The sequence below is a fragment of the Sporomusaceae bacterium ACPt genome, assembly GCA_041428575.1.
Classification (GTDB): domain Bacteria; phylum Bacillota; class Negativicutes; order Sporomusales; family Sporomusaceae; genus Sporomusa_D; species Sporomusa_D carbonis.
The window spans coordinates 746,081-771,968 of sequence record CP155570.1 but is presented as its reverse complement, the minus strand read 5'-3'; the positions used below and the strand labels follow the sequence as shown (position 1 = coordinate 771,968).

At 46.1% G+C, this 25,888-nt stretch carries 27 protein-coding genes; 3 read left to right on the top strand and 24 right to left on the bottom strand.

Annotated features, from left to right (window positions below):
- Window positions 1-31: 31 nt before the first annotated feature.
- From SCACP_RS03745 to asnB, 17 genes are all read right to left on the bottom strand, one after another.
- Entirely contained in the window at window positions 32-532 is a 501-nt protein-coding gene (locus tag SCACP_RS03745) for a DUF6803 family protein (RefSeq protein WP_425060082.1), read from the bottom strand.
- Window positions 533-911: 379 nt separating this feature from the next.
- A complete protein-coding gene (locus SCACP_RS03740) occupies window positions 912-1,673 on the bottom strand; it encodes an MBL fold metallo-hydrolase (protein ID WP_425060081.1) in 762 nt (253 codons plus the stop codon).
- A 230-nt stretch (window positions 1,674-1,903) separates the two neighbouring features.
- Window positions 1,904-2,464 (bottom strand): 3D domain-containing protein, encoded by a 561-nt coding sequence (locus SCACP_RS03735; protein ID WP_425060080.1) that lies wholly within the window; start codon window positions 2,462-2,464, stop codon window positions 1,904-1,906.
- A 285-nt stretch (window positions 2,465-2,749) separates the two neighbouring features.
- Window positions 2,750-2,920, bottom strand: coding sequence for a hypothetical protein (locus SCACP_RS03730; protein WP_425060079.1), 171 nt, complete (start codon window positions 2,918-2,920; stop codon window positions 2,750-2,752).
- A 121-nt stretch (window positions 2,921-3,041) separates the two neighbouring features.
- Window positions 3,042-3,869 carry an ATP-dependent sacrificial sulfur transferase LarE gene (gene larE / locus SCACP_RS03725; RefSeq protein WP_425060078.1) on the bottom strand — a complete coding sequence of 276 codons (828 nt, stop codon included), beginning with the start codon at window positions 3,867-3,869 and terminating at the stop codon, window positions 3,042-3,044.
- A 15-nt stretch (window positions 3,870-3,884) separates the two neighbouring features.
- Window positions 3,885-4,661 carry an ABC transporter ATP-binding protein gene (locus SCACP_RS03720; protein ID WP_425060077.1) on the bottom strand — a complete coding sequence of 259 codons (777 nt, stop codon included), beginning with the start codon at window positions 4,659-4,661 and terminating at the stop codon, window positions 3,885-3,887.
- Window positions 4,662-4,674: 13 nt separating this feature from the next.
- Window positions 4,675-5,439 (bottom strand): ABC transporter permease, encoded by a 765-nt coding sequence (locus SCACP_RS03715; RefSeq protein ID WP_425060076.1) that lies wholly within the window; start codon window positions 5,437-5,439, stop codon window positions 4,675-4,677.
- Between the two features lie 8 nt (window positions 5,440-5,447).
- The gene (locus SCACP_RS03710; protein WP_425060075.1) at window positions 5,448-6,452 is read right to left on the bottom strand and encodes an ABC transporter substrate-binding protein; all 1,005 of its coding nucleotides are present in this window, start codon (window positions 6,450-6,452) and stop codon (window positions 5,448-5,450) included.
- 21 nt (window positions 6,453-6,473) lie between these two features.
- On the bottom strand, window positions 6,474-8,402 hold the full coding sequence (cooS, locus tag SCACP_RS03705) for an anaerobic carbon-monoxide dehydrogenase catalytic subunit (protein ID WP_425060074.1): 1,929 nt from the start codon (window positions 8,400-8,402) through the stop codon (window positions 6,474-6,476).
- A 362-nt stretch (window positions 8,403-8,764) separates the two neighbouring features.
- Window positions 8,765-10,066: an ankyrin repeat domain-containing protein gene (locus SCACP_RS03700; RefSeq protein ID WP_425060073.1), complete on the bottom strand. Its 1,302-nt coding sequence runs from the start codon at window positions 10,064-10,066 to the stop codon at window positions 8,765-8,767.
- A 220-nt stretch (window positions 10,067-10,286) separates the two neighbouring features.
- The gene (gene gdhA, locus SCACP_RS03695; protein ID WP_425060072.1) at window positions 10,287-11,639 is read right to left on the bottom strand and encodes an NADP-specific glutamate dehydrogenase; all 1,353 of its coding nucleotides are present in this window, start codon (window positions 11,637-11,639) and stop codon (window positions 10,287-10,289) included.
- 102 nt (window positions 11,640-11,741) lie between these two features.
- Window positions 11,742-14,687 carry a DUF5752 family protein gene (locus SCACP_RS03690; RefSeq protein WP_425060071.1) on the bottom strand — a complete coding sequence of 982 codons (2,946 nt, stop codon included), beginning with the start codon at window positions 14,685-14,687 and terminating at the stop codon, window positions 11,742-11,744.
- Window positions 14,671-14,856, bottom strand: a complete 186-nt coding sequence (locus SCACP_RS03685) for a hypothetical protein (RefSeq protein ID WP_425061313.1) — start codon at window positions 14,854-14,856, stop codon at window positions 14,671-14,673. The genes SCACP_RS03690 and SCACP_RS03685 overlap by 17 nt, the downstream gene beginning before the upstream one ends.
- 21 nt (window positions 14,857-14,877) lie before the next feature.
- Window positions 14,878-15,282, bottom strand: coding sequence for a hypothetical protein (locus tag SCACP_RS03680; protein ID WP_425060070.1), 405 nt, complete (start codon window positions 15,280-15,282; stop codon window positions 14,878-14,880).
- A gap of 23 nt (window positions 15,283-15,305) precedes the next feature.
- Complete coding sequence (locus SCACP_RS03675; protein ID WP_425060069.1) at window positions 15,306-15,494, bottom strand: hypothetical protein; 189 nt, start codon at window positions 15,492-15,494, stop codon at window positions 15,306-15,308.
- A gap of 423 nt (window positions 15,495-15,917) precedes the next feature.
- Window positions 15,918-16,121: a small, acid-soluble spore protein, alpha/beta type gene (locus SCACP_RS03670; protein WP_425060068.1), complete on the bottom strand. Its 204-nt coding sequence runs from the start codon at window positions 16,119-16,121 to the stop codon at window positions 15,918-15,920.
- A gap of 153 nt (window positions 16,122-16,274) precedes the next feature.
- Entirely contained in the window at window positions 16,275-18,185 is a 1,911-nt protein-coding gene (gene asnB, locus SCACP_RS03665; RefSeq protein ID WP_425060067.1) for an asparagine synthase (glutamine-hydrolyzing), read from the bottom strand.
- A 149-nt stretch (window positions 18,186-18,334) separates the two neighbouring features.
- Here asnB and SCACP_RS03660 point away from each other — a divergent pair, with 149 nt between their 5' ends.
- Entirely contained in the window at window positions 18,335-18,526 is a 192-nt protein-coding gene (locus tag SCACP_RS03660; RefSeq protein WP_425060066.1) for a hypothetical protein, read from the top strand.
- Window positions 18,527-18,638: 112 nt separating this feature from the next.
- Window positions 18,639-18,974, top strand: a complete 336-nt coding sequence (locus SCACP_RS03655; protein WP_425060065.1) for a cupin domain-containing protein — start codon at window positions 18,639-18,641, stop codon at window positions 18,972-18,974.
- Here SCACP_RS03655 and SCACP_RS03650 read toward each other — a convergent pair whose 3' ends face one another.
- The 4 genes from SCACP_RS03650 to SCACP_RS03635 all read right to left on the bottom strand — a co-directional run bounded on the left by SCACP_RS03650 (window position 18,975) and on the right by SCACP_RS03635 (window position 22,319).
- Window positions 18,975-20,453 carry a methyl-accepting chemotaxis protein gene (locus SCACP_RS03650; RefSeq protein WP_425060064.1) on the bottom strand — a complete coding sequence of 493 codons (1,479 nt, stop codon included), beginning with the start codon at window positions 20,451-20,453 and terminating at the stop codon, window positions 18,975-18,977.
- 341 nt (window positions 20,454-20,794) lie between these two features.
- Window positions 20,795-21,754, bottom strand: a complete 960-nt coding sequence (gene pfkA / locus SCACP_RS03645; RefSeq protein ID WP_425060063.1) for a 6-phosphofructokinase — start codon at window positions 21,752-21,754, stop codon at window positions 20,795-20,797.
- Between the two features lie 127 nt (window positions 21,755-21,881).
- Window positions 21,882-22,022: a hypothetical protein gene (locus SCACP_RS03640; protein WP_425060062.1), complete on the bottom strand. Its 141-nt coding sequence runs from the start codon at window positions 22,020-22,022 to the stop codon at window positions 21,882-21,884.
- A gap of 114 nt (window positions 22,023-22,136) precedes the next feature.
- The gene (locus tag SCACP_RS03635) at window positions 22,137-22,319 is read right to left on the bottom strand and encodes a hypothetical protein (RefSeq protein WP_425060061.1); all 183 of its coding nucleotides are present in this window, start codon (window positions 22,317-22,319) and stop codon (window positions 22,137-22,139) included.
- 180 nt (window positions 22,320-22,499) lie between these two features.
- Between SCACP_RS03635 and SCACP_RS03630 the strand changes: the two genes are divergently transcribed.
- On the top strand, window positions 22,500-22,919 hold the full coding sequence (locus tag SCACP_RS03630) for an EamA family transporter (protein ID WP_425060060.1): 420 nt from the start codon (window positions 22,500-22,502) through the stop codon (window positions 22,917-22,919).
- Between the two features lie 68 nt (window positions 22,920-22,987).
- On the opposite strand, the gene ftcD is transcribed toward SCACP_RS03630, so the two are convergent.
- Genes ftcD through hutI form a run of 3 tightly spaced genes read right to left on the bottom strand, consistent with a single transcriptional unit; the run spans window position 22,988 to window position 25,831 of the window.
- Window positions 22,988-23,890: a glutamate formimidoyltransferase gene (gene ftcD, locus SCACP_RS03625; protein WP_425060059.1), complete on the bottom strand. Its 903-nt coding sequence runs from the start codon at window positions 23,888-23,890 to the stop codon at window positions 22,988-22,990.
- Between the two features lie 20 nt (window positions 23,891-23,910).
- On the bottom strand, window positions 23,911-24,537 hold the full coding sequence (locus tag SCACP_RS03620) for a cyclodeaminase/cyclohydrolase family protein (protein WP_425060058.1): 627 nt from the start codon (window positions 24,535-24,537) through the stop codon (window positions 23,911-23,913).
- A 43-nt stretch (window positions 24,538-24,580) separates the two neighbouring features.
- A complete protein-coding gene (gene hutI, locus SCACP_RS03615) occupies window positions 24,581-25,831 on the bottom strand; it encodes an imidazolonepropionase (protein ID WP_425060057.1) in 1,251 nt (416 codons plus the stop codon).
- Window positions 25,832-25,888: the final 57 nt, after the last annotated feature.

Genomic DNA, 25,888 nt, shown 5'->3' with positions numbered 1-25,888 from the left:
AGTGTGGCAATCTCGGCTTCTTTGTCCTATTTTACTGGCTATGTCCGTGATGTAACGGGGCAGGTGCTCCACCTGGGTTCCAGCCCATGATAGCCGGATCGACCATACCGAATACCATGGCAATATGAGCAACTATCAAGAATACTGTGAGCAGGATAAAATGCAGTTTTAGTTTTTCGTCTTCCTTCTTGTCCTTGCCAATAACACCAAGTTCCAGGAGAGCTATGCCCATAAGCGGAATGACACCGCTTAAATACGAACCGACTGCCAAAATATCCGCGGCTCCGCGCCAAGCAATGTTCGGCACTGCGGTTATCATCAGATTTAAAAATATGCCGAGGAAATAGAAACCGAGAATAATACCCAGCCATTTGTTTAGAGTGCGTAGCGTCCCGGCCTGCGCCCGGTTAAACACTACAAAGAATTCGGTAGCTACTAAGGCTTCTGCCAACGCGACCGGAATCACCATATAAATAATGAGATTCCAAGGCTGGTTCACCGCCAAGAGTTCCATATAATGGGTCATGTTCATTTTTCATTCTCCTTTCTGTACCTGCGGTTGCTTTATAGTTTTACATTGATTTTAGCATACAATTATGAAGAACTTATGAATTTTAAAGTCATTCCACTCCTCCCTTGTAGCTATAATTTGCTTTTAGTTCCTCCACGCAGATAGAAAAGACTGGTTTGCGCCAAGTCCCTCAGGACGCCGGCAGAAGCCTTAGTCGTTCTTACTTATCAGAAAGTGGTATACTTTCTGATAATGTAAAAAAGGCCAAGGTACGGCTCCGTAGGGAACCGCTCCTTAGCCTTCAGTTTTCTGATCAGCTGCATATTTTTTTCTTAAATATACCATTTAACGCTGAATACTGTCAATTGCACTCTTGCAAATATATCGGGATAGTAATGTCTTAAAAATTAGATGAATGGGAATTGCCTGCGGCGGCAAGTTCAGCGATACGTTCTGAGGCATTTGGTCCGAAAAAACCGCCGTGATAACAGCTTACGCCGTCAATATCCATACCAACCAGCTTTTTCAGTGAGGCTAGTGCTGTTACCATATCGGGTGTGTACTCTTCGGCCGGCCCTACCAAAAAACCTTGTTCAACACGCAATTGATCACCGGCGATAAGCAAGCGGTGAGATTTCAATAACAGGCACACATGCCCCGGAGTATGCCCGGGAGTATGTATTACCTGTAATCCGCCGTGAAAAGGCAGTATTTCCCCATCGGCAATTGTCCGGTGTACCCGAGCGGTGGGAATACCGGCAAACACTGCTGCTGCTTTTGCCCGCATATTCTCAGGAAGGGACCGAAGCCTGGCAGCAATTCGTTCCGGAGTTGTTTTTATGTAGGGAATGCTGCCTTCAAGATACGGTTTCTCTTGGGAGTGAGCATATATCTCCACTTTACTGCCCAGAGTTCTGAGGATATCAGGCAATGTGCCGATATGGTCCCAGTCCTGGTGTGTGATAATGACACGCCGAATGTGCGTAAACGGAACATCTTCCTGCTCCACCGCTTTTCTTAGCGGCTCAAATTGGCCGGGGTATCCGGCATCAACGAGAGTGGCGCCGTCACCATCCCAAATTAAAACTGGATGGATTCTGCTTGTTGTCCCAAAGTTATTTACATCAAGTGTAAGAATCTTATAGTTGACATTAAGTTTCATATAACACAGGGCAACCCCTGCATTCACCCCCTGATAAACCGGTAGTGTTTTAGTATCTAGAGGTAATTATATCATTTAAGGAAATATTTACAAGTAATATTCTATTCTTCACTCACCTGGCAGGCTGTTTTCCGTCCTTGCGACCGGTCAAGAATGGGCGTAAAAAACAGAGTCGTATTTATAGCATAAAATAATGAAGGTTACGAATTTGGTAGAATTCGTAACCTTCATTATTTATCATACCGGACTTGCGATGCCGGCGCATGCTTTAGCACATAGACCTTTACCGGTTTAATGCCAAATTTTTGGGCTTCTCTTACTGTCCATTTCGCAACATCAATTCGATGGCCTTTGATCGCACCGCCGGTATCTTCAGCTACCGCGTACTCTTTACTACCATCAGGATATTTTATAAGCACGTGCGAGCCGAGGGGAATAATCCTTGGGTCGACGGCAATGACACCAGGCCTGATTTGTGTGCCTAAGTATGTTTTGTCGCCCCATTGGTCATTATCATGAGGTCCTGGCGCATATGCCGTTGCCTTAATATCAAGTACCTGTTTTGCATCTGCTTCCGGTGGAGCCGCCGGCGTGGGTTGCTGCTCCGGTTCCGGTGGCGGCGGAGCCTCTTGAGCAGCAACAGGAGCGTCGTCAGGTGCAGGCTTAGCGGCGGGGTGCATAGCGGCAGGGATACCGGGTATAAGCGCCGCTGCCATAACTGCGGCACTCGCTAATGCGGCAGCAATCTTTTTATATCGTCTTTTGATACTCCTGTGGCACTTATTTTTCATGAAGTTTCCTCCTCATGGTCTTGTCAGCAAAATATACCAATTATTAGCCAGAAGCAGTATGTACACAGTATAAAGCAGAAGCCACTCAAGCTGCTGAGTGGCTGAAAATTTTTTTGAAGGTAAAGAGCCTGCAATGATCTACGCTACAGCCTACACCGATCATTACATACCTATGCGCAGACTTTCGCCTACCCGCAAGCATTACACAACCGATGCAAACCTTTGCTCGACAGCCATAGATAGCTACTGAACCGCCTGCAATCTCCCGACTGCAAACGACCCGTATCATTCACAACCCATAACTGTCTTAGCTCGACCGACATAAATCCCTTGGGACCATACGGCAACAGTTGGGCTGCCGTACAGCCTTTCAAGACCCATGCCAGTCTTCCCGCCGACTAACGCCGAGCCTTGCGACCCGACGCCAATCTTTGGCCGACTGATGCCGAACACCATAAGATATCCGACACCAATCTTGGCTCGACCATTACCGACCCTTTACACTCATAGTATCTGCGTAACAACCGGTGTTATACCTTGTAATTATTGGAAATCGAAATCGGCGTTTGACCGGTGATTATTGATTGTTTTTCAAGTTCAAGACAGCGTTCATACTGCCTGTACGGTACCCCGATAAATCAAGCGTAACATACGCAAAACCCAGTTGGCGCAGTTTTTCGCTGATTAATACTGCTTTATCCGGCTGTGCTAATACCGGGATATCTGCCTGGGAAACTTCGATACGGGCCAACCGGTCATGGTGACGGACCCGCACCTGCCCGGTACAAAATTGTTTAAGAAACTCTTCGGCTTGTTCAATTTGCTTAAGCCGTTCAGCTGTAACCGGTAAGCCATAGGCAACCCGGGAGGATAAACAGGCCGCACTGGCCTTATTCCAGGTCGGAACGCCCCATTCCTTGGACAACTCCCGGATTTCGTCTTTAGTCAGACCGGCCTCCAAGAGCGGGCTGCGCACACCGGAAAGTTCGTCAATAGCCCGCATACCAGGGCGATAATCTGAGGTATCATCAGCGTTTGAACCTTCGAGCACCCAGGCAATTCCTTGGGTATCAGCCCATTTTTTCAATGCCGAAAACCGCTCGCGTTTGCAGTAATAGCAACGGTCAGCGGTATTTGCCACAAATTCTGCGCTTTCCAGTTCGCTGATATGAAGAAGCACATGGCGAATGCCGATTTGCCGGGCAATAGCTATTGCCTCCTGCCGCTCCGATTCCGGCAGTGTTTCAGAATAAGCGGTAACGGCTACTGCCTTGTCCCCGAGCGCCCGCTGGGCCGCAGCCGCCAAAAAGCTGCTGTCAACCCCGCCGGAAAAACCTACTGCCACAGTATCCATTTCTTTTAAAATGTCTAACAAACTTGCTAATTTTTCATTGATTTGTGCCATACGCGCCTCCATAAATTATATAGCAAAGTCACTGCCAGCTTCATGAATTAACTCAAATTCCCGGAAAACTTGCCGACGATACGCGATAAGGCCGGCATCACCCCGGTCACACGGTCGTGGTAATTTAATCTCAATAATTTTTTTGATCCGGCCTGGATTAGGTGACATAATCGCAACCCGCTGCGACAGATACACAGCCTCGTCAATGTCATGGGTAACAAATATAATTGTCGGTTTCTTTTCCAGCCAGATTCTGAGTACTTCATCCTGCAGCCGGTACCGAGTAAAGGCATCAAGTGCCGCAAACGGTTCATCCATAAAAATGATATCCGGTTCGACAGCAAGTGCCCTGGCTATCGCCACCCGTTGCTTCATCCCGCCTGAGAGCTGACTTGGGAAACTGCCGGCAAACTGTGACAACCCGACCAATTCCAAATACTCTTCAGCCTTTTTTCTGGCAGCGGCACCGCGTATTCCCTTGGCTTCCAGGCCAAAGACGACATTGCCCAAAACATTCCGCCAGGGAAACAGTCCGTAGTCCTGAAAAATGGTGATATGCTTGGGGTTGGGGCCGGTAACCGGCCTATCGTCAATTGTTAAGCTGCCCTTAGTAGCTTGTTCAAATCCGGCCATCAGATTCATCAAAGTCGTTTTGCCACAGCCGCTAGGTCCGAGCAAACACAAAAATTCTCCGGCCGCGACCGTTATGGTAATATCTGTCAATACATCGAGCTGGTTGCCCTGTGCGTCCTGAAAACTCTTGTGTAAATTTTTTATTGCGATTTTTGCCAAGTTCTCACCTCTCTTAGCTGACTCCCCATTTACGATTAATCCTGCGCTCAGCCCAGCCTATGACGGTATTAATCAACAGCCCCATAATACCGACAATCAGCATACCGCCAATAATCCAGTCGGTACGGAGGAAATTGCGGGAATCAACGATCAAATAGCCAAGCCCCGATTGAGCACCTAACATCTCACCGGCCACTAAATGTATCCACGCAACACCGATAGCAATATGTAACCCAATCATTATATACGGAAAAGCGGCCGGTATGACTACCCGGGTAAACATCATTGTTCTGCTAATGCCGAAATTGCGGGCAACCTTCAAATATACGGGGTCAACTTTCCTGACCGCACTGATTGTTGATAGCAGCACAGGAAAAAACGCTGACAAAAAGATGATAAATATCGCGGGGGCATTACCAACGCCAAACCAGAGAACCGCCAGCGGAAACCAGGCTATCGGCGAAATTGGGCGCAAGATTTGGATGACAGGCCCCAAAGCCTGGAGTGAATAGGTGTGCCATCCCAGAATCAGCCCCAGCGGGATAGCGGTGATTAATGCCAGACTGTAAGAAATGGCAAACCTGGTTAAACTGACTTGAATGTGTTCCCATAACACGCCGGTATCAACTAATTCCCTAAGCCCAAGCAATACTTTGGCGGGACCTGGCAGTTGCTCAGGCGTGTAATAGCCGGCGCCCAACTGCCAAAGTCCGAGAAAGGCTGCAATAGCCAGCCAAGGCAGTACCGCACTCCTATTATTACACGTAGTTTTTTGCATAGTTGAAGTCACGCTCCAAAGGCTTTTTTCGCAAACCGGTCGTCGATATACTGGACTAAATCAATTTTATCTTTGGTAATACCGAATTGCACCAGATAGTCTTGGGTAACGGCAAAATCCTGGAGATTGGGAACTAAGTTGGCGAAGGTAATTCTCCCCTTGGGGTTAGTCAATACGTATTCAATCACTTCTTGTTTCTGCCCAAGGTATTTTAGTGATAATTTGGCCGCTTCCTGAGGATTAGCGTCAATGAAATTAGCCGCTTTAGCTAACCCGCCGACCAACTCTTCCACTGCTTCCGGATTTTTTTGAATTAACTCTTCTTGAACATTAAGGACGCAGCACATGTGATCGTGCCAAATATCTTTGCTCAAAACCAATACCTTGCCTACTTTTTGCATCTCAGCCTGTCCACCAAAAGGTTCGGCGACAATAAAGGCGTCAACTTTACCGGTTGATAGGGCGTTGACCATTTCAGGCGGCGCCATATCCAGCAGCTTTACGTCTGAGTTGGGATTAATCCCTTTTTCCGTTAACACTTTATGAATGAGGATATTATGAGTGGAAAACCGGCTGGGAATGGCGATGGTCTTTCCCCGTAAATCCTCAATTTTCGTAAGTCCAGGACCATTTTTAGCAGTCAGCACCGAGCCGTTGCGATGCCCCAGGAATACAGCTTTAACCGGTACCCCTTTTTGTTTAAGGCTCATGCCAATTGGCGTAAGGGCAAATGCGCCGTGAATCGCACCGCCCTTAAGAGCTTCCGCCAATTCCGCCCAGTTAGAAAATTTGACCGGTTCGAGTGCCAATAGGCGGAACTCGGTTTGTCCGTGGGCAATCATGGTAAGATGGTCAGTAATTGGTAGATACCCTATTTTTATCGTGGGCTTAGCTTTCGACTGGGAAGAATTCACACCAGTTTGTTGTGTGCTCCAGCACCCCGCCAGGCTCAAGCCGCCGGCAAGGCCAACGGCCGCGCAAATACTTTTCTTGATAAAATCTCTTCGATTCACTGCTATACCTCCATATTGTCCTTAGTTATTCCAGCCCAATACATTCCTTTTGTGCTCAATATCTTTGACAATTTTCTCTCCTAATGCTTTTGGCTCAGGCAGCACCACCATAACAGAACCAAGCAAGTCCTGGGTATCTTTCGCAAAGAAGTCTGCCACTTTATCAGAGCCTAGCACAGGCGCTGGTATGCAATGATAGGAATTAACCCCCATCAACCGAAAACTCAACGCAGCTCCCACACCTTTTTCATTCGACCATTCCGGGCTGGCGAAAGCAACCGGCATGTTTTTTATCGGCTGGCCGCTCTTATCGGCAAGTGCCCGGAATAAGCCGGAAGCCCGGGCGTTATCCAGACATTCACCCATGTGCCAGACAGGGGGGAGATTGCCGGCACGTAAAATCTCGTTCAGACCGGAACCCGCTTTAGCCAGCGCTTTCCGGCTGCAATATCCAAGCTTGAGCAAAGGGAATGATGCACAGCCGTTAGTCAGGATAATGATGTCGTTGGCCAGCAAAATGTCGGCTACTTGCACGATGGCTTGTTCATAGACAACTTTCGGATTGTTACAACCGACAAGATTAACAATTCCTTTGATCTTGCCACTCTTAACGTGTTCCGCAAGCTTGTCCAAACCACCAAACGATTCTGCTATATTTTCAATAGAAAACCCAACTTCGGCTTCAATGCTGACACTGGGTACATATATATTTTGGTTGTGCCGCCTGGGATAATTTTGGATAGCCATTTTGACAATTTCTCCGGCTTGGTGAATCACTTGGTCCATATTGGCGTGTTGGTGGTCGAAAGCGATGTGGACAGCCCCGGGCAGACGGCAAGAGTCGCTGGTAGTTATGACTTTGGTATGAAAACAGGCAGCTACATCCATAATGGCCGGATAAATGTCCTGCAAATCTGCCACCCAGGCGTCAAGTGCCCCTGTCCCCATAATGAGCTCAGCTCCGAGCGCATTACTCAGAGGATGTACTTCGCCATAGCGGTAGAGCGAGGATAAGCCGGAGCAACAGATGCCATAGAGGCGGATACCTGCAGCACCATGTGCTTTGGCCATTTCAATCAGTTCAGGATCCCGGCTGGCCTGCACTAAGGCCGAAGGCAGCACGGGTGAGTGGCCATGCAAGGCGATGTTTACATACTCTTGTTTAATGGAGGCAAAATTGGTCTCAATTTGACTGCGTTTGGGAGGACCATACAAACAATCGGCAGCAATTGACGGCCCCACCACACTGTTCCAGGAAAAAGCCAGCCCGCAGCGGAGCAGTTGTTTCATTAAGTTCTCCCAGTCTCCGTCTGTCCCCGTTCCTGTGCGGTGTAAGGCTTCAAACACTTCATGGTATGAACTCACCGGGATGATGTCGAGCCGGGACCACGTCTCGATCCGTTCCGGCGGAGCCATAGCGGCAATCGTCCGGTGCGTGGCAGGCACGGTGCGGGACATATCCTCAAGCAGCAGATCGGCAAGCTGCTCCGCCAGTTGTGAGATAGATTTATCCTCGGCGTATATACCAAACGCCTTGGCAGTTGCTACAATCTTTTCCGATCCCAGCAACGGCAAATTGATGTCCCCGCTGGCGGCTTTTTTAAGCGTCAGTAAAACTTCCCGCCCCCGGGCCCCATGTGCTGCCACCCCGGCGGCCACCCAGCGCAATATATTACGGGCAACAATAACATTGGCATCTGCACCGCAAACACCTTTGGGACTTTTTTCGGTAATCTTACACGGCCCCATATTGCATATCCGGCAGCATGTTCCCGCTAAACCGAAGGCACAATGGGGTTTTTGCGCGTCAAACCTGTCAAATGCGGTGTCAATGCCCGCTTGGTCTAAATGCTGCAGCATATCGCGGACACCTTGATCAGGTGTTTGCCCGATAACTTGTTGCTTCGACGGAAAAGTCTTACGATACTCGGCTATACGGTCAAAGTTCATGTTTACCCCCTAAAAAACCATGTATAATGTTGTTTTCCATTACAAAAAAATCAGAATGTTAAACGTCAAATTCTCAGGTAATTCCTTTTTGAAAAAAAGAAAAGACCAAGAATCACCCTGCATAAGGGCAATTCCTTGGCCTTTAGTCTGTCTAATCAGCCTAGGTATTTATAATATATATGAAATCCAATAAAGATTTTTTTCTAGGCGTGTTGTTAGTAACGCTCCACCGCTGGCGCTTGACTTACGCTTATACTAACAACACGCCTGTAAATCTTTATTGGATACTATATAGATTAATAAGAAGATATCACAGGATTATCATTTTTGTCAATACAAAATCTAACCTGCCTCCGGCTGGGTTAAAAAATTAAAATACTCCTTATTTTCATCGAATCAGGCAATGAATTGGTATCGCCGCCATTTAGCCAGGCAATTGGCATATTGTCTGCACTGATATCAAGTTCATAGCGCATTTTGGTATCACGGGCAACAGCATACAGCGAATCAGTATATTCGATAGAACTCAGCGTCCCTGACCGTCTAAGGTCGCCCAAAGTGGCGCCCACACCGATACCGTTACCGGTTTTATAACGCTCGTCCGAAACACGGATCAGTGAGATAATTTTATCCTGGGCGTCTTTTCTCTGAGTATAAAAGACGGTAAGCGCCGGTTGCCCCTTATCTTGTTCATAAACTCTGAGTACCGGATGAATTCTGCCGCCAAAATATTCTTCGCCAGCACTAACAGCTTGTTTGCCAAACTGCTGGTATAGACTGTCAACCGGCTTACCAATAGCAACCTGGCCGGCCCAGCCCGTAACCAGCGCAAACTCACCTGCGGAAGCGGTAGCAGATGGAATTGTCCTGTCAGTCGCCGGTCGGTTACCAGCAGTGGGCATAGCTTTAACCACCTGCGGCGGTTGCTGGGCTTCGTTCGGCGCTTTTTCAGCCTTTTTTGCAGGCGGCGCTATTTTATCCAGCGCTTCTTTTAGTTCATCCACCCCGGCTTTGACAAGTACCTCAAGTACTTTACGGTCATTTTTGGTTTTGGCCATGGCAATTATGCTATTGCCGTTTATATCTTTCAGCCTGGGATCGGCCCCCTTCTGCAGTAATATGGCGGCCACATCAGCATGGCTGTTCCACACCGCTTTCATGAGCGCCGTCTGGCCTTCTTTGTCACGGACGTTACTATCTGCACCGTGATCCAACAAGAGCTTGGCAATAACCGTACGTCCATAAGCGGCAGCGGCATGAAGCGCAGTAAAACCATCATTTTCCCGATAGGCATCAGGAGCCATGCCCGCGCCTAAAAATAATAAAGTAATATCTTTTTCGCCCCGGCCGGCATATTTGACAAAATTATCAGCCGTCAGGGCTATCCTCATGCGGGCAAGCTGGTTTTCCGGCAAATTAGCGGCTTCAAACTTGGCCTTACTGTTGACGATTCCGTAATAAGCTCCCAAGCCGGCAACAACAGGTAATAAAACAACTGCAAAATAGATAAGGTGTTTAACCTCAACCTTAGCGGCAAGCCTTCCCATCATTGCCAACAGGTTACTAATAGCCCTGGAAAAATCAGGCTTAACAACTGCCGGTAAGTTGATCGCTTTAGTTTTATCAGTTAGCCCGGTAACCTTAGCTTTAATAACTGTCCACATATGTTAGCCAACTCCAATAGCAGTTTGGCAGTTATATATTCGCCGCAAAGGCATGTTTTTCCTTTTTTCGACATTGCAGGCAATAAATAAAAAATATAAAAATAACCCGTAAAATCCCCTACAAGGATTTACGGGTTATTTCCTATGATACACGGAAAAACTCATGCCAAATAACAACATCAAAAACACAGAAAAAACAAAAACATTTTCCTGCACTTACCTATACTAAACCTTGAGCCTTCATAGCTTCGGCAACCTTAACAAATCCGGCGATATTGGCGCCGATAACCAGGTTATCTTTATGCCCGTATTCTTCAGCCGCTTTACCGGCATTTTTATAAATATTAACCATAATGGTTTTGAGCTTTGCATCAACTTCTTCAAATGTCCACGAAAGTCGCATACTATTCTGGGACATTTCCAGAGCGGATGTCGCAACCCCTCCTGCGTTTGCCGCCTTGGCAGGTGCAAACAGAACACCGCTGTCGAGAAATACTTTTGTTCCTTCGAGAGTAGTGGGCATATTAGCCCCCTCGCCGACCGCCTTACAGCCATTCTTAACAAGGATTTTGGCGTCGTTTTCGCTAATTTCGTTTTGTGTTGCGCAGGGAAGCGCGATATCACACGGGATTGTCCAGATACCTTCCCAACCGTTATGATATTCGGCTGCCGGATGTACTTTAACGTATTCTGATATTCTTCCCCGTTCAACTTCCTTGATTTGCTTTACAATATCAAGTTTAATGCCGTTGGCGTCATAAACGTAGCCGTTGGAATCGCTCATGGCAACAACTTTGCCGCCAAGCTGCTGCACCTTTTCTGTAGCATAAATGGCTACATTTCCCGACCCGGACACAAGGACTGTCTTACCTGCCAAGGACATTCCTTTAGCCTTAAGCATTTCGTCGACAAAATACACAAGACCGTAGCCTGTGGCTTGTGTCCTTACTAGGCTTCCGCCGTAAGTTAAACCCTTTCCCGTCAATACTCCCGCTTCATAGGCGTTTTTGATTCTCTTAAACTGACCAAACATAAATCCTACTTCCCGTCCGCCAACGCCGATGTCCCCGGCGGGAACGTCGACATCCTGCCCGATATGCCTGTAGAGTTCGGTCATAAAGCTTTGACAGAACCGCATAACTTCAGCATCTGATTTACCCTTGGGATCAAAGTCCGAGCCGCCTTTGGCGCCGCCAATCGGAAGTCCGGTTAACGAATTCTTGAATACCTGTTCAAAACCTAAGAATTTAATTATGCCGATGTATACGGAAGGATGGAATCTAATCCCGCCTTTATACGGCCCGATTGCGCTGTTGAACTGTACCCTGAAGCCCCTGTTGACCTGTACCCTGCCAATATCGTCAACCCAGGGAACTCTAAATATAATTTGGCGCTCGGGTTCAACAATTCTTTCAACGATTCCAAGTTCGATGTATTCCGGATGCCGTTCAAGTACCGTAACCAATGACTCAAGAACCTCTTGGACAGCCTGATGAAATTCCGGTTCGTTCGCATTTCTTTTTACAACCCGCCGGTAGAGTTCCTCACAATACTTTTTTGCATTTGCAGTCATTTATTGGCCCCCTTAAGCGATATTTCAAATTATTAAGTATTATTGCGATAATTCTCAGACTACATACTCTTAAGGCTTGCGCATCATTTTCACCACCCTTATCTACTTGTATATGATGCCTTTGAAGCTCCTCCCATCAATCTTAACCAAAAACGGCTCATCCCGCCTAATAAGCATCACGTGCTCGGTCTGTTGCAAAACCGGTTGGCTGAGTAACCAATTCCAATCAATCCGGTCCTCAGATTCATTATTGTATTGTATGTGAAAATATCCCATATTGGTCGCCGTCAGATTATGAAAAAAGTGACTGCCGAGTGAAGGCTCCGGTTGAAGCTCCATTGTGTCGACTTCCACGATTATCTGCGTCTGAGACATTTGCGACCAGGCCAACGGTATGCCTAACCACCGGTCTGAAGTACCAACCCGTCCAAATCCAATAAGTATGCACCGGCGCCCTTCCTTATATAATACGTTGTTAAGTTCTCCAATTTCACAAGCTATTTGAACGCTGTCTTTCAATTCAAATGTCTTGGGATTTACAAAAATAATATCATGGATGTTCTGATAAAAACCGTTGCCGATCGTGCGATGGCTGGAACACAAAATCTCCTGCTGAACATCAAGGCTTACCTCGAAAGCTTCTCTTCCTACAACCATTGGCCTGATCTGTAAGAAATAGAACTCCTTAGGTTTATTTTTATCCTTCGGAATATTAACGGCAAATTCGATTTCGACATCGGCGCCAAAAGATTGTTTTCCCAATCTGAGTAAGTCTTTTATGATGTTTATCAATGGCAATCGATTGTATTTAAGAATTGGCGAAAAAGTCACCAATTTAGGTCCTTTTAGGGTTACATTGTCATAGATACAATTATTTTCGCTAGAGTATGTGCTTCCGATGTACTCTAGCGTGTTGTCTTTGTCAGCTCGAGAAATCGGTACTTTTTCGTAACTATAATTGTCATTGGCACATAGGGTAATGTCTGATGAAGCCGCAAGATTTATGGCATAAAAGGTATTTTGAGATTTTTTCAAGTAGTCTTCAGGGCTGGCATACAACAGATTCATTTTCGGATGGGCCGGTGAAAAACGGTATACCCGCTCACCCTCAACAATGGCTTTACCCAAGCCCAAAGCAAGACTGACTGTACCTTCTTCCGGTTTCATTGGATAATACGGATAAAAATTGTAGGATTGGGCCACTCCGGAAATAACCGGATAATAGAGATCTTCATAACGTTCTCCGACCAGTTCCTGGATCAAAACAGCCATCTTTTCCTCTTCAATACGAATATCGGCATTTTGAGCGTATTGCCGGGGCGATGCATAAAAAACCGATGCAAACACAAGTTTGACAGCATCGGACAGCTGTTTAAACCGGATTGCCGGGTCATTATGACTGTTGGGCACAACATAAGTCTTATAAATCCCGGCAAACGGCAGCACTCGCGAATCTTCAAGAATGCTCGATGAACGAACCGCCAGTGGACACTTTATGTATTCAATTAAAACATACAGATTTTTCTGAATAACGACAGGCAATTCAGCATCCAAAAATTTTCGGGCAATTTCTTCTTCGTCGTTTGTATTGGCAGTAAAATCATAAAGATTATTATTTTCGAGAAATTGTTCAAAAACTTCGCTGCAGATTACAAAAGAACGCGGAACCTTAACCTTGATGTCTTCATATTTATCTGCCAGATGAGCTTTGGTAATTAAGGAATTGATAAAGGCAATTCCTCTGGCTTTGCCGCCCAAAGAACCGCTCCCCAGTTTAATAAAAGCATTCTCAAGATTCTTTTGGGAAAGACTTTCAAAATCAAGAATTACGCCAGACTGGTATCTTTGGAAATACGCTTTCAGTACTTCAAGAATATAGGTCCTGATATCCGATATATTTAAAAAATCTGCTGCATCAATGTATCTCAGTTTTTCCGCAACCTCAAACTCAGTCCGGGCTCTGAACCACCTTGAGAAATGATTGTTAACTGCATGATAGTATAAGCTTTCATCAGGCAGATCCCGGATAATCCTTTCCAAATCCGTGATGTCAGTAGCCTCAGCAATGATTCTTCCATCCGGATATTTGAAGACAAATGAACCAAAGCCATAGTTTGTAAGAATGAAGGTGCGTAAGTCATGCAATAGATTGGGGGAATTTTTATCCAGGAAGTGCACATTAATCTCTTTAGCTTTAGCAGCGTTTTCCATTTCTTCTGACTGCAAGAGAAAAGGAAAATCAGTGATCATTTGTCTCACTGTCCGGGCCAGTTCTATGCCCGCAGACGGATTCATTTCGCCATCTTTAGGAAATTTCACATCAGAAATAACGCCAAGCAAACTATGGCGGTATTGCGTAATGATTTCCATGGCTTCTTCATAAGTTTCCGCGAGCAGTATCTTCGGTCTTAATCGAACCCGCAGGAGCCCATGGCTGATATTCATGGCATGAGTTACTAAGTATCGCGTCTGGGTTAAAATCTCGGTATATATGATCGGCAAAATTTGTGAGTAATAAACCGGCGAATCGTCGACAAGAAGGATGGCTTGAACACCTTGTTTGCTGTCAGCTTCGACATTATGCCGATCTTCAATATATTTAATAATAGCCAGCAAAATTTTACTGTCCCCAGACCAGTAGAATACCCTATTGATGCATGTATTTTTCCTTATCCTGGCAATCATCCCGGCAGTCAGCCGGTCATATGACAGCATGACAATAGGTATGTCGGGATATGAGTCTTTTAGCGCTTTCTCAAACTCAAATGAACTCATATCGCTAATACGGGACATAGTGATGATAAGATGGAAGGTTCTTGTCTGCAGTTCTGCAAACGCTTCCTCCAGACAGGTAACCCTGTGAATTCGGGGAATAATAGGAATACTCAAATCGGCGAACTGATTATATATCTGTTCTGATAACTGCCCGTCTTCCTCAAGAACAAAACCATCGTACGGCGTAGATACCAGAAGTATTTCAGTAACTCTGAATTTCATCAAATCGTGAACACTCGAAAACCGAGTCTTTAAATCAACAAACCGTTTCATAATCCTTTCCCTCCTTCTTTGGGTTCCCCTTGACCCGCTTAAAATGAATTCCCCATGACAATGGCAAAACTAAGTCCGCAGCCTGCTGGCCCAGATTATAAGCCGGCTGCCTTATTACAGTCAGTGGCGGCTCAACAATCGTCGCCCACTCATGGTCATCATAGCCGATAATCGCAAAATGGCAGCTTCGTCATAAGACAGAACCCTCTGATGCTCTTTTCCTTACCCCAAACGCTAAAACGGCACCACCTAAAGAAACAATTGCCATGACATAAAACACGTCTTCAAATGCTAATATGTTCGCCTGCTTCTCAATCATTTTGTACAAAATCATTTTAAAAGCCGCATACTGCTCAAAAGTTAAAAAACCTTGTCCGGTAAGCCAGCCGTGGGATGCTTCCACGATCATCGCGTTATCCATTCCGCGCGAACCCCAGAGGGTTTTCAGTAAATTATATATCTCCTGGGGTGCTCGGTTCACGGCGGAAAGGTATTCGTTTAAAAAAGCGTGGTGATGAGTGGCTCGATTTGTTAGTAATGTTTCAACAGAAGCAATCCCGACACTTCCGCCAATAATTTTGGCAAGGTTGAACAACGTACATTTGCTTTGCGCCGAACTTATCCCCCATTTTGCCTGTTAAAGGCAATGTCGTGCCATAAGGCAGGAGATAGAGAGACCCAGACAATCGAGTCCATATCATAGTTTAAAGCTGACATAATGTTCGTCAGCGCTATGTTGACACAGCTGCTTACATAAGCGGTCACTACTGTTCCCACACAGACAATTCCCAAGATGGCGTATTTCATGTCATAACCCTTCCTGCCACAATAAGACGACTGCCATCGTCTACACTGTAATTATTTAACATATATAGTATCCAATAAAGATTTACAGGCATGTTGTTAGTATAAGCGTAAGTCAAGCGCCAGCGGTGGAGCGTTACTAACAACACGCCCAGAAAAAAATCTTTATTAGATCGCATATATATGTCTAATACATCATTTATTACCGATATATACATTTTATGTATATATCAATAAAGCAACCCACTTTGCTTTTAATGCAAATGCCTAAACACCTTCTTAAGTGTTCAGGCATTTGTTACTTTACCCGCACTAGGGGTTTTCCGCTTTTCTTAGATTAAAAATGTTACCTTATGTATATGACACCAATGGCATGATACGCAACAAAAATCCGAAGCCTTAACCAAAAGACTTCGGATTTTATTGTTATTTAGCATTTTGATGCGCTTCTCCATTAGCTTTCGCCTCTTTAGCCATCGCTTCTTCTCCACGTCTAATAGCTTCTCTTACCATGGAGCCGACCTCACCTGTAGTAACATCGCTCCAGTCTCCATCCTCTACCTTTTCACCAAACCCGAGGTCATGGGCCAACTCATATTTCATCTTCTCAGACATTACGCCTTTACCCATAAATACACCTCCAGTAAAATGATTGACAATCCAAGAGTAATATTAACCAAACGGTAAAAATTATTCATTTATCTTTATGTGGCTAAATGCACCACTAGATAACGGCAAAACGCCGCCCTCTTTACCGATAAGGCAAATAACGGCGGCTTGTTATTAAACTACCTGTACGTTATATGCACGCATCCAGTGATCAGCCTGAATGAGATAAGCAAAGAGCTGAGGCCCGCCCATCAGTTGGCCGAACCAGGGAATATTCGAAGCAGATAAGTCTGTCTGGGCGATTTCCTTAAGTTTATTAATATCGAGCAGCGGCTTTAACGGGGATGTCGGATCGTTTAGGATAGCGAGCGCTTCATCAACAACTGCCTTAGTATAAGACGGATTATGAGTCTTAGGATACGGACTCTTTTTTCGCCAACGCACATCATCAGGTAAAATTCCCTCCAGGGCGTAACGTAACAGCCCTTTTTCCCGGTTTTGGTAGTTTTTCATGCCCCATGGGACATTCCACACATAATCGACAATGCGGTGGTCACAGAATGGTACCCGGACTTCAAGGCCAAATGCCATACTCATGCGGTCTTTGCGGTCCAGGAGCGTCGGCATAAACCGGGTGAGACTGAGGTAGAAAATCTCACGCATTCTCGCCGACCGCATTCCTTCACCAGGCAGACGCGGTACTTCGGCCAGGGCGTCGCTGTAGCGCTGGGCAACATATTCCGTGGGCTTAATTTTATCCTGAATTTCCGGCGTCAACCAGGGAACGCGGATTTCCGGATGCGGCGACCACGGAAAGGTCTTGGCATTAATCATGTCCTCACGGTGGAACCAGGGATACCCGCCGAATACTTCGTCAGCACATTCACCTGATAAGGCCACGGTAGCGCCCTTTTTTATTTCGCGGCAAAACAAGTATAACGATGTGTCAATATCGGCCATTCCCGGCAAATCACGGACGATAGCAGCAGATTTCAAGCTTCCTGCCAATTCCGGGGTATCTAGTAAAACATTATGATGATATGTTTCAAAATAACCTGATACCCTCGTGACCCAGGGGGCGTCAGGGTTGGGTTGAAAGCTATTGGCCTTAAAATACAAGTCATTGTCTACATAATCAACCGCGTAAGTATGTAGACTGCCCAAACCTGACTGCTTATAAGCCGTAGCTGCCAGCGCGGTAAGGGCGCTTGAATCAAGACCACCGGACAACAGTGTGCATATCGGTACATCAGATACTAACTGGCGTCTGGTAGTATCTTTTAAAAGTTCCCGCACTGTTTCCACGGTAGTGTCAAAATCGTCAACATGGGGTTTGGTCTCCAATGACCAGTATTGTCTGACAGATTTGCCCTGGCGGTTATAGGTCATGCAATAACCAGGCTTCAATTCTTTAACATCGCGGAATACTCCATGACCGGGTGTCCGGGCCGGGCCAATCATAAACACTTCTGCCACACCTTCGGCATCTATTTCCGGTTTAACCAACGGATTGGCCAATAAGGTTTTAAGCTCTGAACCAAAAATAAAACTACTGCCCCGTTCGGCGTAAAATAGCGGCTTAACGCCAATACGGTCACGGGCTAAAAATAAGCTTTGATTGGCTTCATCCCAAATACCGAATGCATATATGCCGTTAAACCTTTCAACACAGGCCGGTCCCCATTCTATAAAGGCTACCAACAGTACTTCGGTGTCGCAATGAGTGCTGAATGTATGACCACGGGCTTCAAGCTCCTGTCTGATTTCCGGGGTATTATAGAGTTCACCGTTATAAGTTATGACAAATTTTTGCTCGCCGCGAAACCTGATCATGGGCTGCGCACCGCCAACAGGGTCAATAACACTAAGGCGGCGGTGGCCTAAAGCGGCATGCGGCGTAATATACGCTCCTTGCGCATCCGGCCCCCGTGCAGCTAAAGTCTCAATCATCGCTGATAAGATATGGCTCTTTTCCGTCAAATTTTGCTCCCAGTCAATCCAACCGGTAATCCCGCACATCGATAAATCAACTCCCCTGAAAATATACGCCTGCCAGCGCTGGCCAGCAGGACTGGCTCGCTGCACAGGCGGCTTTGCCTCACGAGAATTACATGCTTATAGATATGCGTAATGGCAAACAATTGTCACAGTCTGATAAGAAAATATGTATTGTACAAGTAATCGACGGAAACGCTAACTTTAACACTACCTGATTTAATCTGGGAGGGATTATCGTGGATGATTATCACAACAACGGCCTTAATACTCATCGAAACGCCACCGGTGTGGAAGAACTCAAGATCAGAAATAGGCACGCCGCTGACAATTTAGTGGCAAAAATGCTGTGGGGGCATGAAGAGAATGTCAGCCTTCACGCCCGGGTTTCAGACAATGAATCCCTGGGCTTAAGCGATAATGTACATTAAAAACAGGCCATAGCGGCCTGTTTTTTATAAGGTGTGACTTCTGTCACATCGTAATGTTAGATAATTTGTTAGACTAAAATCAAAGATATACATGACAAGGAGGAAGTTCTTTATGGAAAAGCGATTTATCAAAAACATTGAATTCAGCAAAGCGTTGGATATGGCCGGTTTAGTAGATTATCAGCCCGGCAAAGTAGTAAGTCTGACACTATCACAAAACAAAACGGTCAGCATAACGTTGTTCGCCTTCGCTCAAGGCGAAGCTATAAGCCCTCACTCGGCTCCGGGTGATGCCATGGTTTACATTTTAGATGGTCGTGCTGAAATCACCATCGGCAATGAAAAAATTACAGCAACAACAGGTCAGGTAGTTGTCATGCCTGCCAACATTCCCCACGGCCTGGATGCCGTTGACAACTTCAAAATGCTGCTCGTACTTATTATGTAACTATAACTTTAAATCCACACCCAGTACGCCTTTTATGGCCCCGGCATCATCAGTTATCGGCAAAGAAATTGTCAAACAAGGCTGGTGTGATATAGCTGACACATATACCTTGGAAACGTAAAAATTGCCTTGTTTGGCCTGTTGAAACCACTCTCTGTTCAGCGCATTGGCAATCCCGGCCGGCGGCATCGAAACTACAAACTGCCCGTCCGGAACATTTGTCCAGGCGGCCTCCAGCTCAGAGTTCCGGGCTAAAAGGTCGTTTACAATTTCCTGATGTCCAAGGCCATCCATGGCAATCATTTTCGGATCCTTAACTACTTGCTCAAGTACGGTACGCAGCCTGGCAATTTTAGTGTCAAGTTCAGCTTGCTGCCGGTTAATATCAACAAGCACTATTTTTCCGGTAGTAGCCACCAGACTGTCAGCCACTTTGCTCAATATATCTCCCATACGACGGGTATCATTAAGATGCTTATCCTGCTGCTCAATTGATCCGGCTACTGCTGTCATATGACTGGCGGCTTCTTCGGCCATAACGGCAATTTTTCCTAAAAATTCGGCAGTCTTCTGGGTGGCCTCAAGTTGGTTTTGCCTGGCAGCGCTGGCTTCCGCCACTTTAGCTTCCACCTGAGAGCTGGCAGCTAAAATAGCCTGAAAACTGGCATCAGCTTCCTGCATTTCTCTAGTTCCGGCCTCAGCGGCGGCCACTCCCGACTCTGCAGCTTTTGCCGCCGCCAACACGCCATCATCAATTTCAGCTAATAGTTTATTAGCCGAATTCGCGGCCAGGGCGCTCGCATCAGACAGTTTTTGTATTTCTTGCGCCACAACGGCAAAGCCTCGTCCGTGCTCGCCGGCGCGAGCAGCTTCGATGCTGGCATTTAACGCTAAAAGATTGGTTTGGGCCGATATTCCCTGGATTGTTGCCAAAAAACTGTCAATATCTCTTGCCATTTGTGTCAAAGCTGTAATTCTTTCACCAACTTCGGTCGTAGCCTGACGAATTGCTTCCATAGCCGCCGTAACTTTGGCGGCAGCTTGATAGCCTTGCTCCGCAATATTTTTCGATTTGATGCTGTCCTGATAGATATCTCCGGCTACGGCTGCTATTGTTTGCGCAGCCGCGATAATTTCATCAGTCTGTTTGGCCGCATACTTAGTGGCTCCGGCAATATCTTTCGACAGCTTGTCAGCAACAGTAGCTTCCTGGCTCACTTTTTCCGCCAGGCCAACAGCCTGACCGATCACTTCATTAACTTGGTTTACAGCTGCCGAAACCTGGCTTGACGATACCTGTGTCTCACGGGCAAAAGTACGAACCATGTCAGCCAACGCGGCGATATTATCCGCTAACGGCCGAAGCTCGGCAGAGTATTCAGCCGCATTGATCATAGCAGACATATCCCCGGCCAGGTACTGAGCTGTCAACTTACCCAGTTTATCAAGCTCTTTATTTTTTCTGAACCACAATGCCATAGTTCCCCACTCCCTATCTGCTCATCAATCACCGCATTCAATTCCTTAAGTTTCCAATAAGATTAATAAATATATAGTATTACAAAATACTATACCAGGCAAGCCCAAAATAAAAGCCAGGCATATAGCTTCCGGAAAAGTCATAGAAGTTACATACTTGGCATACATTCATTTACTAAGTATTAAGCTATACGTACTTTTCACGATTTTTCATCAAATTGATCTGCAATAATAGCTGCTTAAACGCATAAACCACCAGGATGAGCAAGACCCGTACATATTATTCGGATATTTAGACAAAATCCCGCATTATTTCCCAGGAAATAATGCGGGATTTTTGCTTATTGAGACAAGACTTCAGCCAGCCGGTACAATTCCCGGTCAATTTCTTTCTTATTGCCGACAGCATCGGCAATAGCGATTTCGACACATTGGTTATTCCGGTAACCAATCATAACATCGGTTTTACCATCCAGCAATGCTGTGACAGCCGTCTCGGCCAGCCGGCTGGCCAGTAGACGGTCAGATACCGTAGGAGCACCGCCCCGCTGGATGTGGCCAAGCACCGATACTCTCGTTTCCAGGCCGGTCCTGGAGCGGATGTACTGGCCAAGGTCAATACCGCTGCCTGCGCCTTCAGCCACAACCACAATACTGTATTGCTTGCCTTTGGCCCGCGATTCCAGCAGTTGTTTACAAATATCTTCCTGTGAGAATGGCTGTTCGGGAATAAGAATAATTTCGGCACCGCCGGCCAAACCGGCAGTGAGCGCGATCCAGCCGCAATTACGGCCCATTACCTCTACCAGCATCACCCGCCCGTGAGCTGATGCCGTATCCCGCAATTTATTAATAGCGTCAAGAACAGTATTTACTGCGGTATCAAAGCCAATAGTATAGTCGGTACCCCAGATATCATTGTCGATAGTGCCGGGCAGCCCGACAATTTTAATGCCCAGTTCGCCAAGCAGTCTAGCCCCGGTAAGCGAGCCGTCGCCGCCAATTACTATCAGACCTTCAATACCCCGGGCTTCCAAATTAGCGACTGCCTTCTGGCGACCGTTCAATGTTTTAAATTCCTCACTGCGGGCCGTCCCCAAAAAAGTGCCACCCTTTTGAATAATATCCCCTACCGACCGGGAGTCCAAAATAGTCATATCACCGGCAATCATTCCGGCGTAACCGTTTCTAATCCCCCAGACTTCCACACCTTGCGCCAAGGCCACCCGGACTACCGCCCGGATGGCTGCATTCATTCCCGGACAATCGCCACCACTTGTTATTACAGCAATCTTTTTCACATTACCCCTGCCTTTCGCAACTCAAAAATCGGTGTATAAAATCTGCTAATTTAAATTCGGCAAGTATATCCAATTGCCTGCTAATCACACAAAAAAATGAGAAAAATATCCTGAAGGCAATTAACTATCAGACCCAGTAGGCCTGCGAAGGCGTGCGAATCAACCTGGTTATGGGCGATACCATAGCTTCATTAATACCAGTAACCAGTAATACCCGACTCATAGCTACGATGATCAAGATAATCAAAATAGTACCCAGTAATAGCATAAATATGTAGTATCCAATAAAGATGTACAGGCGTGTTGTTAGTATAAGCGTAAGTCAAGCGCCAGCGGTGGAGCGTTACTAACAACACGCCTAGAAAAAAATCTTTATTGGATTTCATATAAAACTGTTAAAAATGCTGCTAACAGCCTGATAGATCGAACCTTTAACCATCAGACCGATAATAAAAATTCCAACGAGGCATACCAGTGATGTATCCCGCCGCATTACCATTACAGCTAATATAACAAAAATAAATATTAAATATACGTAGTGCAGCGCAGTCAGTTCAACCCCCATATTTATCCCCCCATCTTCCAGTTTTTACTAAAGATATGGCAAACATTTCCGCCAATGCTTACAACATCCTTAAGACCAAATAGTCTACAACACCACAGTAACTGTGGTGTTGTATGCATTTTTAGACTCAGTTTCGCATATTTATTTTTCAACAGGCTTGGTGTGAAATGGGGAATGACAATGTTTCTTATATATGCTCTGGCCGGTGTTTTTTGCCTGGGACTGGCGCCATTATTTGGAAAAACAATATTGAACAGCGTAAACCCAACTACCGCCTTTGTCCTGCGTACCATGATTGCCGCTATTATAATCGCCGCATGGTTTTTGAGTGCTAAAGGCTATAACGAACTCTTAAAAGTCCCGGCATCACTCTGGTTAATTATTACCATGGAAGCTGTACTGGCAGCTCTGATCGGCGATTTAGCTTATTTTTATGCCTTAAAAGACGGCAATATTAACGAAGTCGCGCTTATCATGTCTTGCGCTCCACTTATAACAGTAATTCTAAGCTATTTTGTGCTCCATGAAATCGTGACCACTACCCAGATTGTTGGTGCTTTTTTCATCACCCTTGGCTTGGTTTTGGTCAGCCTGCAATAGTAAAGAGATGAGCCCTCTACTCAATAGTTGAGCAGAGGGCTCATCTCTTTTTAAAATTAAGCTACATCTTAGATGTTCTCTTCAAAAACCTGCTTACGGTCAAAATTTTCCAGACGCAGATAATATTCAGCCGCATCCAATAGGGCTTGAAGTGGTGTTAATCCAATAATTTCACTGCCGATTACGTTAACACCATACCGCTCAGCTTCAAATTTTACCGTTTCAAACACCCGGTGGAGAGGAGTACCGGTATAATCAACCATATTGATAGATACTTGGGCAATATTTCTATCTTCAAGCATAACTCCCATAGCTCTCACATACTTGTATCCGCCTTTAACTTCCCGGATGGCATTGGCTATCTTTTTGGCAATACTTACATCACTGGTACTCAGATTAATATTATAGGCTATAAGAAACTGTCTGGCCCCAACTACCGTCGCTCCTGCTGTCGGGTGCATCTTAGCCGGTCCAAAATCAGGATGACGTTCCGGCTTGGTAATCTCATGCTTAAGTCCCTCGTACTCTCCTTTTCGCACATCAGGAAGTCTTTTTCTGGCTGGAGTTTTTGCTGCTTCTTCGTACAAATAAACCGGAATATTAAGTTTTTGCGCGATTTCCTCACCAAGCTCATTTGCCAGTTGCACGCATTCTTCCATAGTAACATTTTTGACCGGTATAAACGGGATAACATCAGTGGCGCCGATACGGGGGTGCTCTCCCTTGTGCTGTTCCATATCAATGAGTTCACTGGCTTTAGCGCAGGCATTAAACGCTGCTTGCTTAACCGGCTGAGGTTCACCAACAAAGGTAACCACAACCCGGTTATGACTGGCATCCGGTTTAACGCCAAGCAAAGTAACCCCCGCTACTTTGGTAACCTCGGCAACAATACTGTCAATAACCTCCTGGCGGCGGCCCTCACTGAAATTAGGTACACATTCGACAATTTTTTCTGCTGCAATATCCATTTACATATCTCCTCTCCGTATTAGCCAATAACCCGGCCCGCAGTTGCCAGCAAGGTTTCGTGAAGCACGGCATCTTCTTTGATGATTTGCTCAACCTTGGCCTTTGCATCTTCCACAAAAGCCAGGTCTTTAATACTACCTAAATTAATCTTAACATTATACAAAGCCCCATATATGCCGGCGTGGGCCATAAGCCCGGCAACAGCAGCATCACTGGCAGCATTGGTGTTGCCGATAGCCAGCACTCTGGCGGCTAACGTTAACACTTCCAAACAGCAACCGGCAACATTAAGCGGCAAAACAGCCGCATTTTTCATAGCCGTTTGAATGGCAGCCGACCGGGCGGCCTTGTCCTCATCAGTAGCCTTGGGCAGCTTGTAAGCGGCCATCACCTTATTAAATGTTTCAGTATCTTCATCCACATACTTAGCAAGAGACCCTGACAGTTCGTCAGCCCGGGCAAGAATGCCTTGTATTTCGTTTTGTACCCCGGCATATTTATTGTTATCAACAGTTAACCGGCAAACCATAGCTGTCAAAGCCCCGCCAAGCGCACCCGCCAGTGCGGCAATGCTGCCGCCGCCGGGCGCCGGCGAATTAGAAGCCAATTCTGTTAAAAAATCATTGACTTTCATCTGCATTAACATTAAAACATCACCCTGCTGTTATATTAATATCTATCTGTTACTATTATTTTGACCAGACAACCTTACCCTTCTTAATTACTGTTTCTACAATACTTACGCCGATATGATAGGGAAGATAGAGATGCGACGGATGCTCCAGAATAATAATGTCAGCCTGCTTGCCGCTTTCGATACTCCCGATTTTGTCGGCTTTATCAACTGCAGCAGCGGCATTGATGGTCAACGCTGAAATTGTTTCTGCCGGTGTAAGACCCATATATAATGTAGCAAGAGCAATAATCAGCGGAATGGACCCGGTAAAACAACTTCCCGGGTTAAAGTCACTGGCCAAAGCTACCGGCACACCACTGTCAATCATTACCCGTCCCCGGGCATAGGGTTCTTTGAGACTAAAGGCTGTAGCCGGCAATAAAGTGGCAACTACCTTGGTTTCGGCCATTTTCCTGATTCCTTCATCCGAAACATGAAGCAGATGGTCTGCCGATACCGCAGCCAGCTCAGCAGCAAGCTCGGCGCCACCGAGTTGAACGATCTCATCAGCGTGAAGCTTGCTTTTCATTCCTAATTTGCTTGCTGCCAATAGCAGTCGGCGGGACTCGTCAACTGAAAATACTCCCTTTTCGCAAAATACATCACAAAATTCGGCCAGCTTCCGTTCTGCCACCACAGGAAGCACTTCATTAATGAGGAAGTCGATAAATTCCCCGCTGCGTCCCTGGTATTCCTGCGGCACAGCATGAGCCCCCATAAAAGTAGTAACAATCTCTACCGCCTGCTCCCCTTGCAGCTCGGCCATAACTTCTAGTTGTTTGATTTCAGTGTCTAAGTCCAGACCATAGCCACTCTTTCCTTCAACAGTGGTAACACCTAAAGCCAGCATGGAATCAAGCCGTTTTCTCGCTAATTCTTTTAATTCCTGCTTGGAGGCAAGCCGTGTGTCGCGAACAGTATTAACAATACCGCCGCCCCGCTCCATAATCTCCATGTAGGTATCGCCTCTAAGCCGCCATGAAAATTCTTCAGCCCGGTAACCGCCAAAAACAAAATGGGTGTGTGAGTCGACAAAGCCAGGCAGTACACACTTACCCGCGGCGTCTATCTCCTTGTCTACCGGCCCTGTTATTGCTGACAATAATTCAGCGGTGGCGCCAACCTTTGTTATAATCCCGTCTTCTACTAAAACGGCACCATCATGAATAATGCCAAGGTCGTTCATAGCTGCACCGGTTTTAGGGGCAGACCCGCTACAAGTAACCAATTCAGCGGCATTTTTAATCAGTAACGTTTCTCCCAAGTTACTATCACCTTATCTTTCACTGCAAATCTATTTCACTTATGAGAACTTTTACTC

Excerpts from the sequence above, each read along its gene's own strand:
- SCACP_RS03745 (WP_425060082.1), bottom strand. The coding sequence starts at position 532 with ATGAACATGACCCATTATATGGAACTCTTGGCGGTGAACCAGCCTTGG.
- SCACP_RS03740 (WP_425060081.1), bottom strand. The coding sequence starts at position 1,673 with ATGAAACTTAATGTCAACTATAAGATTCTTACACTTGATGTAAATAAC.
- SCACP_RS03735 (WP_425060080.1), bottom strand. The coding sequence starts at position 2,464 with ATGAAAAATAAGTGCCACAGGAGTATCAAAAGACGATATAAAAAGATT.
- SCACP_RS03730 (WP_425060079.1), bottom strand. The coding sequence starts at position 2,920 with ATGGTGTTCGGCATCAGTCGGCCAAAGATTGGCGTCGGGTCGCAAGGC.
- larE (WP_425060078.1), bottom strand. The coding sequence starts at position 3,869 with ATGGCACAAATCAATGAAAAATTAGCAAGTTTGTTAGACATTTTAAAA.
- SCACP_RS03715 (WP_425060076.1), bottom strand. The coding sequence starts at position 5,439 with ATGCAAAAAACTACGTGTAATAATAGGAGTGCGGTACTGCCTTGGCTG.
- cooS (WP_425060074.1), bottom strand. The coding sequence starts at position 8,402 with ATGAACTTTGACCGTATAGCCGAGTATCGTAAGACTTTTCCGTCGAAG.
- SCACP_RS03700 (WP_425060073.1), bottom strand. The coding sequence starts at position 10,066 with ATGTGGACAGTTATTAAAGCTAAGGTTACCGGGCTAACTGATAAAACT.
- gdhA (WP_425060072.1), bottom strand. The coding sequence starts at position 11,639 with ATGACTGCAAATGCAAAAAAGTATTGTGAGGAACTCTACCGGCGGGTT.
- SCACP_RS03690 (WP_425060071.1), bottom strand. The coding sequence starts at position 14,687 with ATGAAACGGTTTGTTGATTTAAAGACTCGGTTTTCGAGTGTTCACGAT.
- SCACP_RS03675 (WP_425060069.1), bottom strand. The coding sequence starts at position 15,494 with ATGAAATACGCCATCTTGGGAATTGTCTGTGTGGGAACAGTAGTGACC.
- SCACP_RS03670 (WP_425060068.1), bottom strand. The coding sequence starts at position 16,121 with ATGGGTAAAGGCGTAATGTCTGAGAAGATGAAATATGAGTTGGCCCAT.
- SCACP_RS03655 (WP_425060065.1), top strand. The coding sequence starts at position 18,639 with ATGGAAAAGCGATTTATCAAAAACATTGAATTCAGCAAAGCGTTGGAT.
- SCACP_RS03650 (WP_425060064.1), bottom strand. The coding sequence starts at position 20,453 with ATGGCATTGTGGTTCAGAAAAAATAAAGAGCTTGATAAACTGGGTAAG.
- SCACP_RS03640 (WP_425060062.1), bottom strand. The coding sequence starts at position 22,022 with ATGCTATTACTGGGTACTATTTTGATTATCTTGATCATCGTAGCTATG.
- SCACP_RS03635 (WP_425060061.1), bottom strand. The coding sequence starts at position 22,319 with ATGGGGGTTGAACTGACTGCGCTGCACTACGTATATTTAATATTTATT.
- SCACP_RS03630 (WP_425060060.1), top strand. The coding sequence starts at position 22,500 with ATGTTTCTTATATATGCTCTGGCCGGTGTTTTTTGCCTGGGACTGGCG.
- ftcD (WP_425060059.1), bottom strand. The coding sequence starts at position 23,890 with ATGGATATTGCAGCAGAAAAAATTGTCGAATGTGTACCTAATTTCAGT.
- SCACP_RS03620 (WP_425060058.1), bottom strand. The coding sequence starts at position 24,537 with ATGTTAATGCAGATGAAAGTCAATGATTTTTTAACAGAATTGGCTTCT.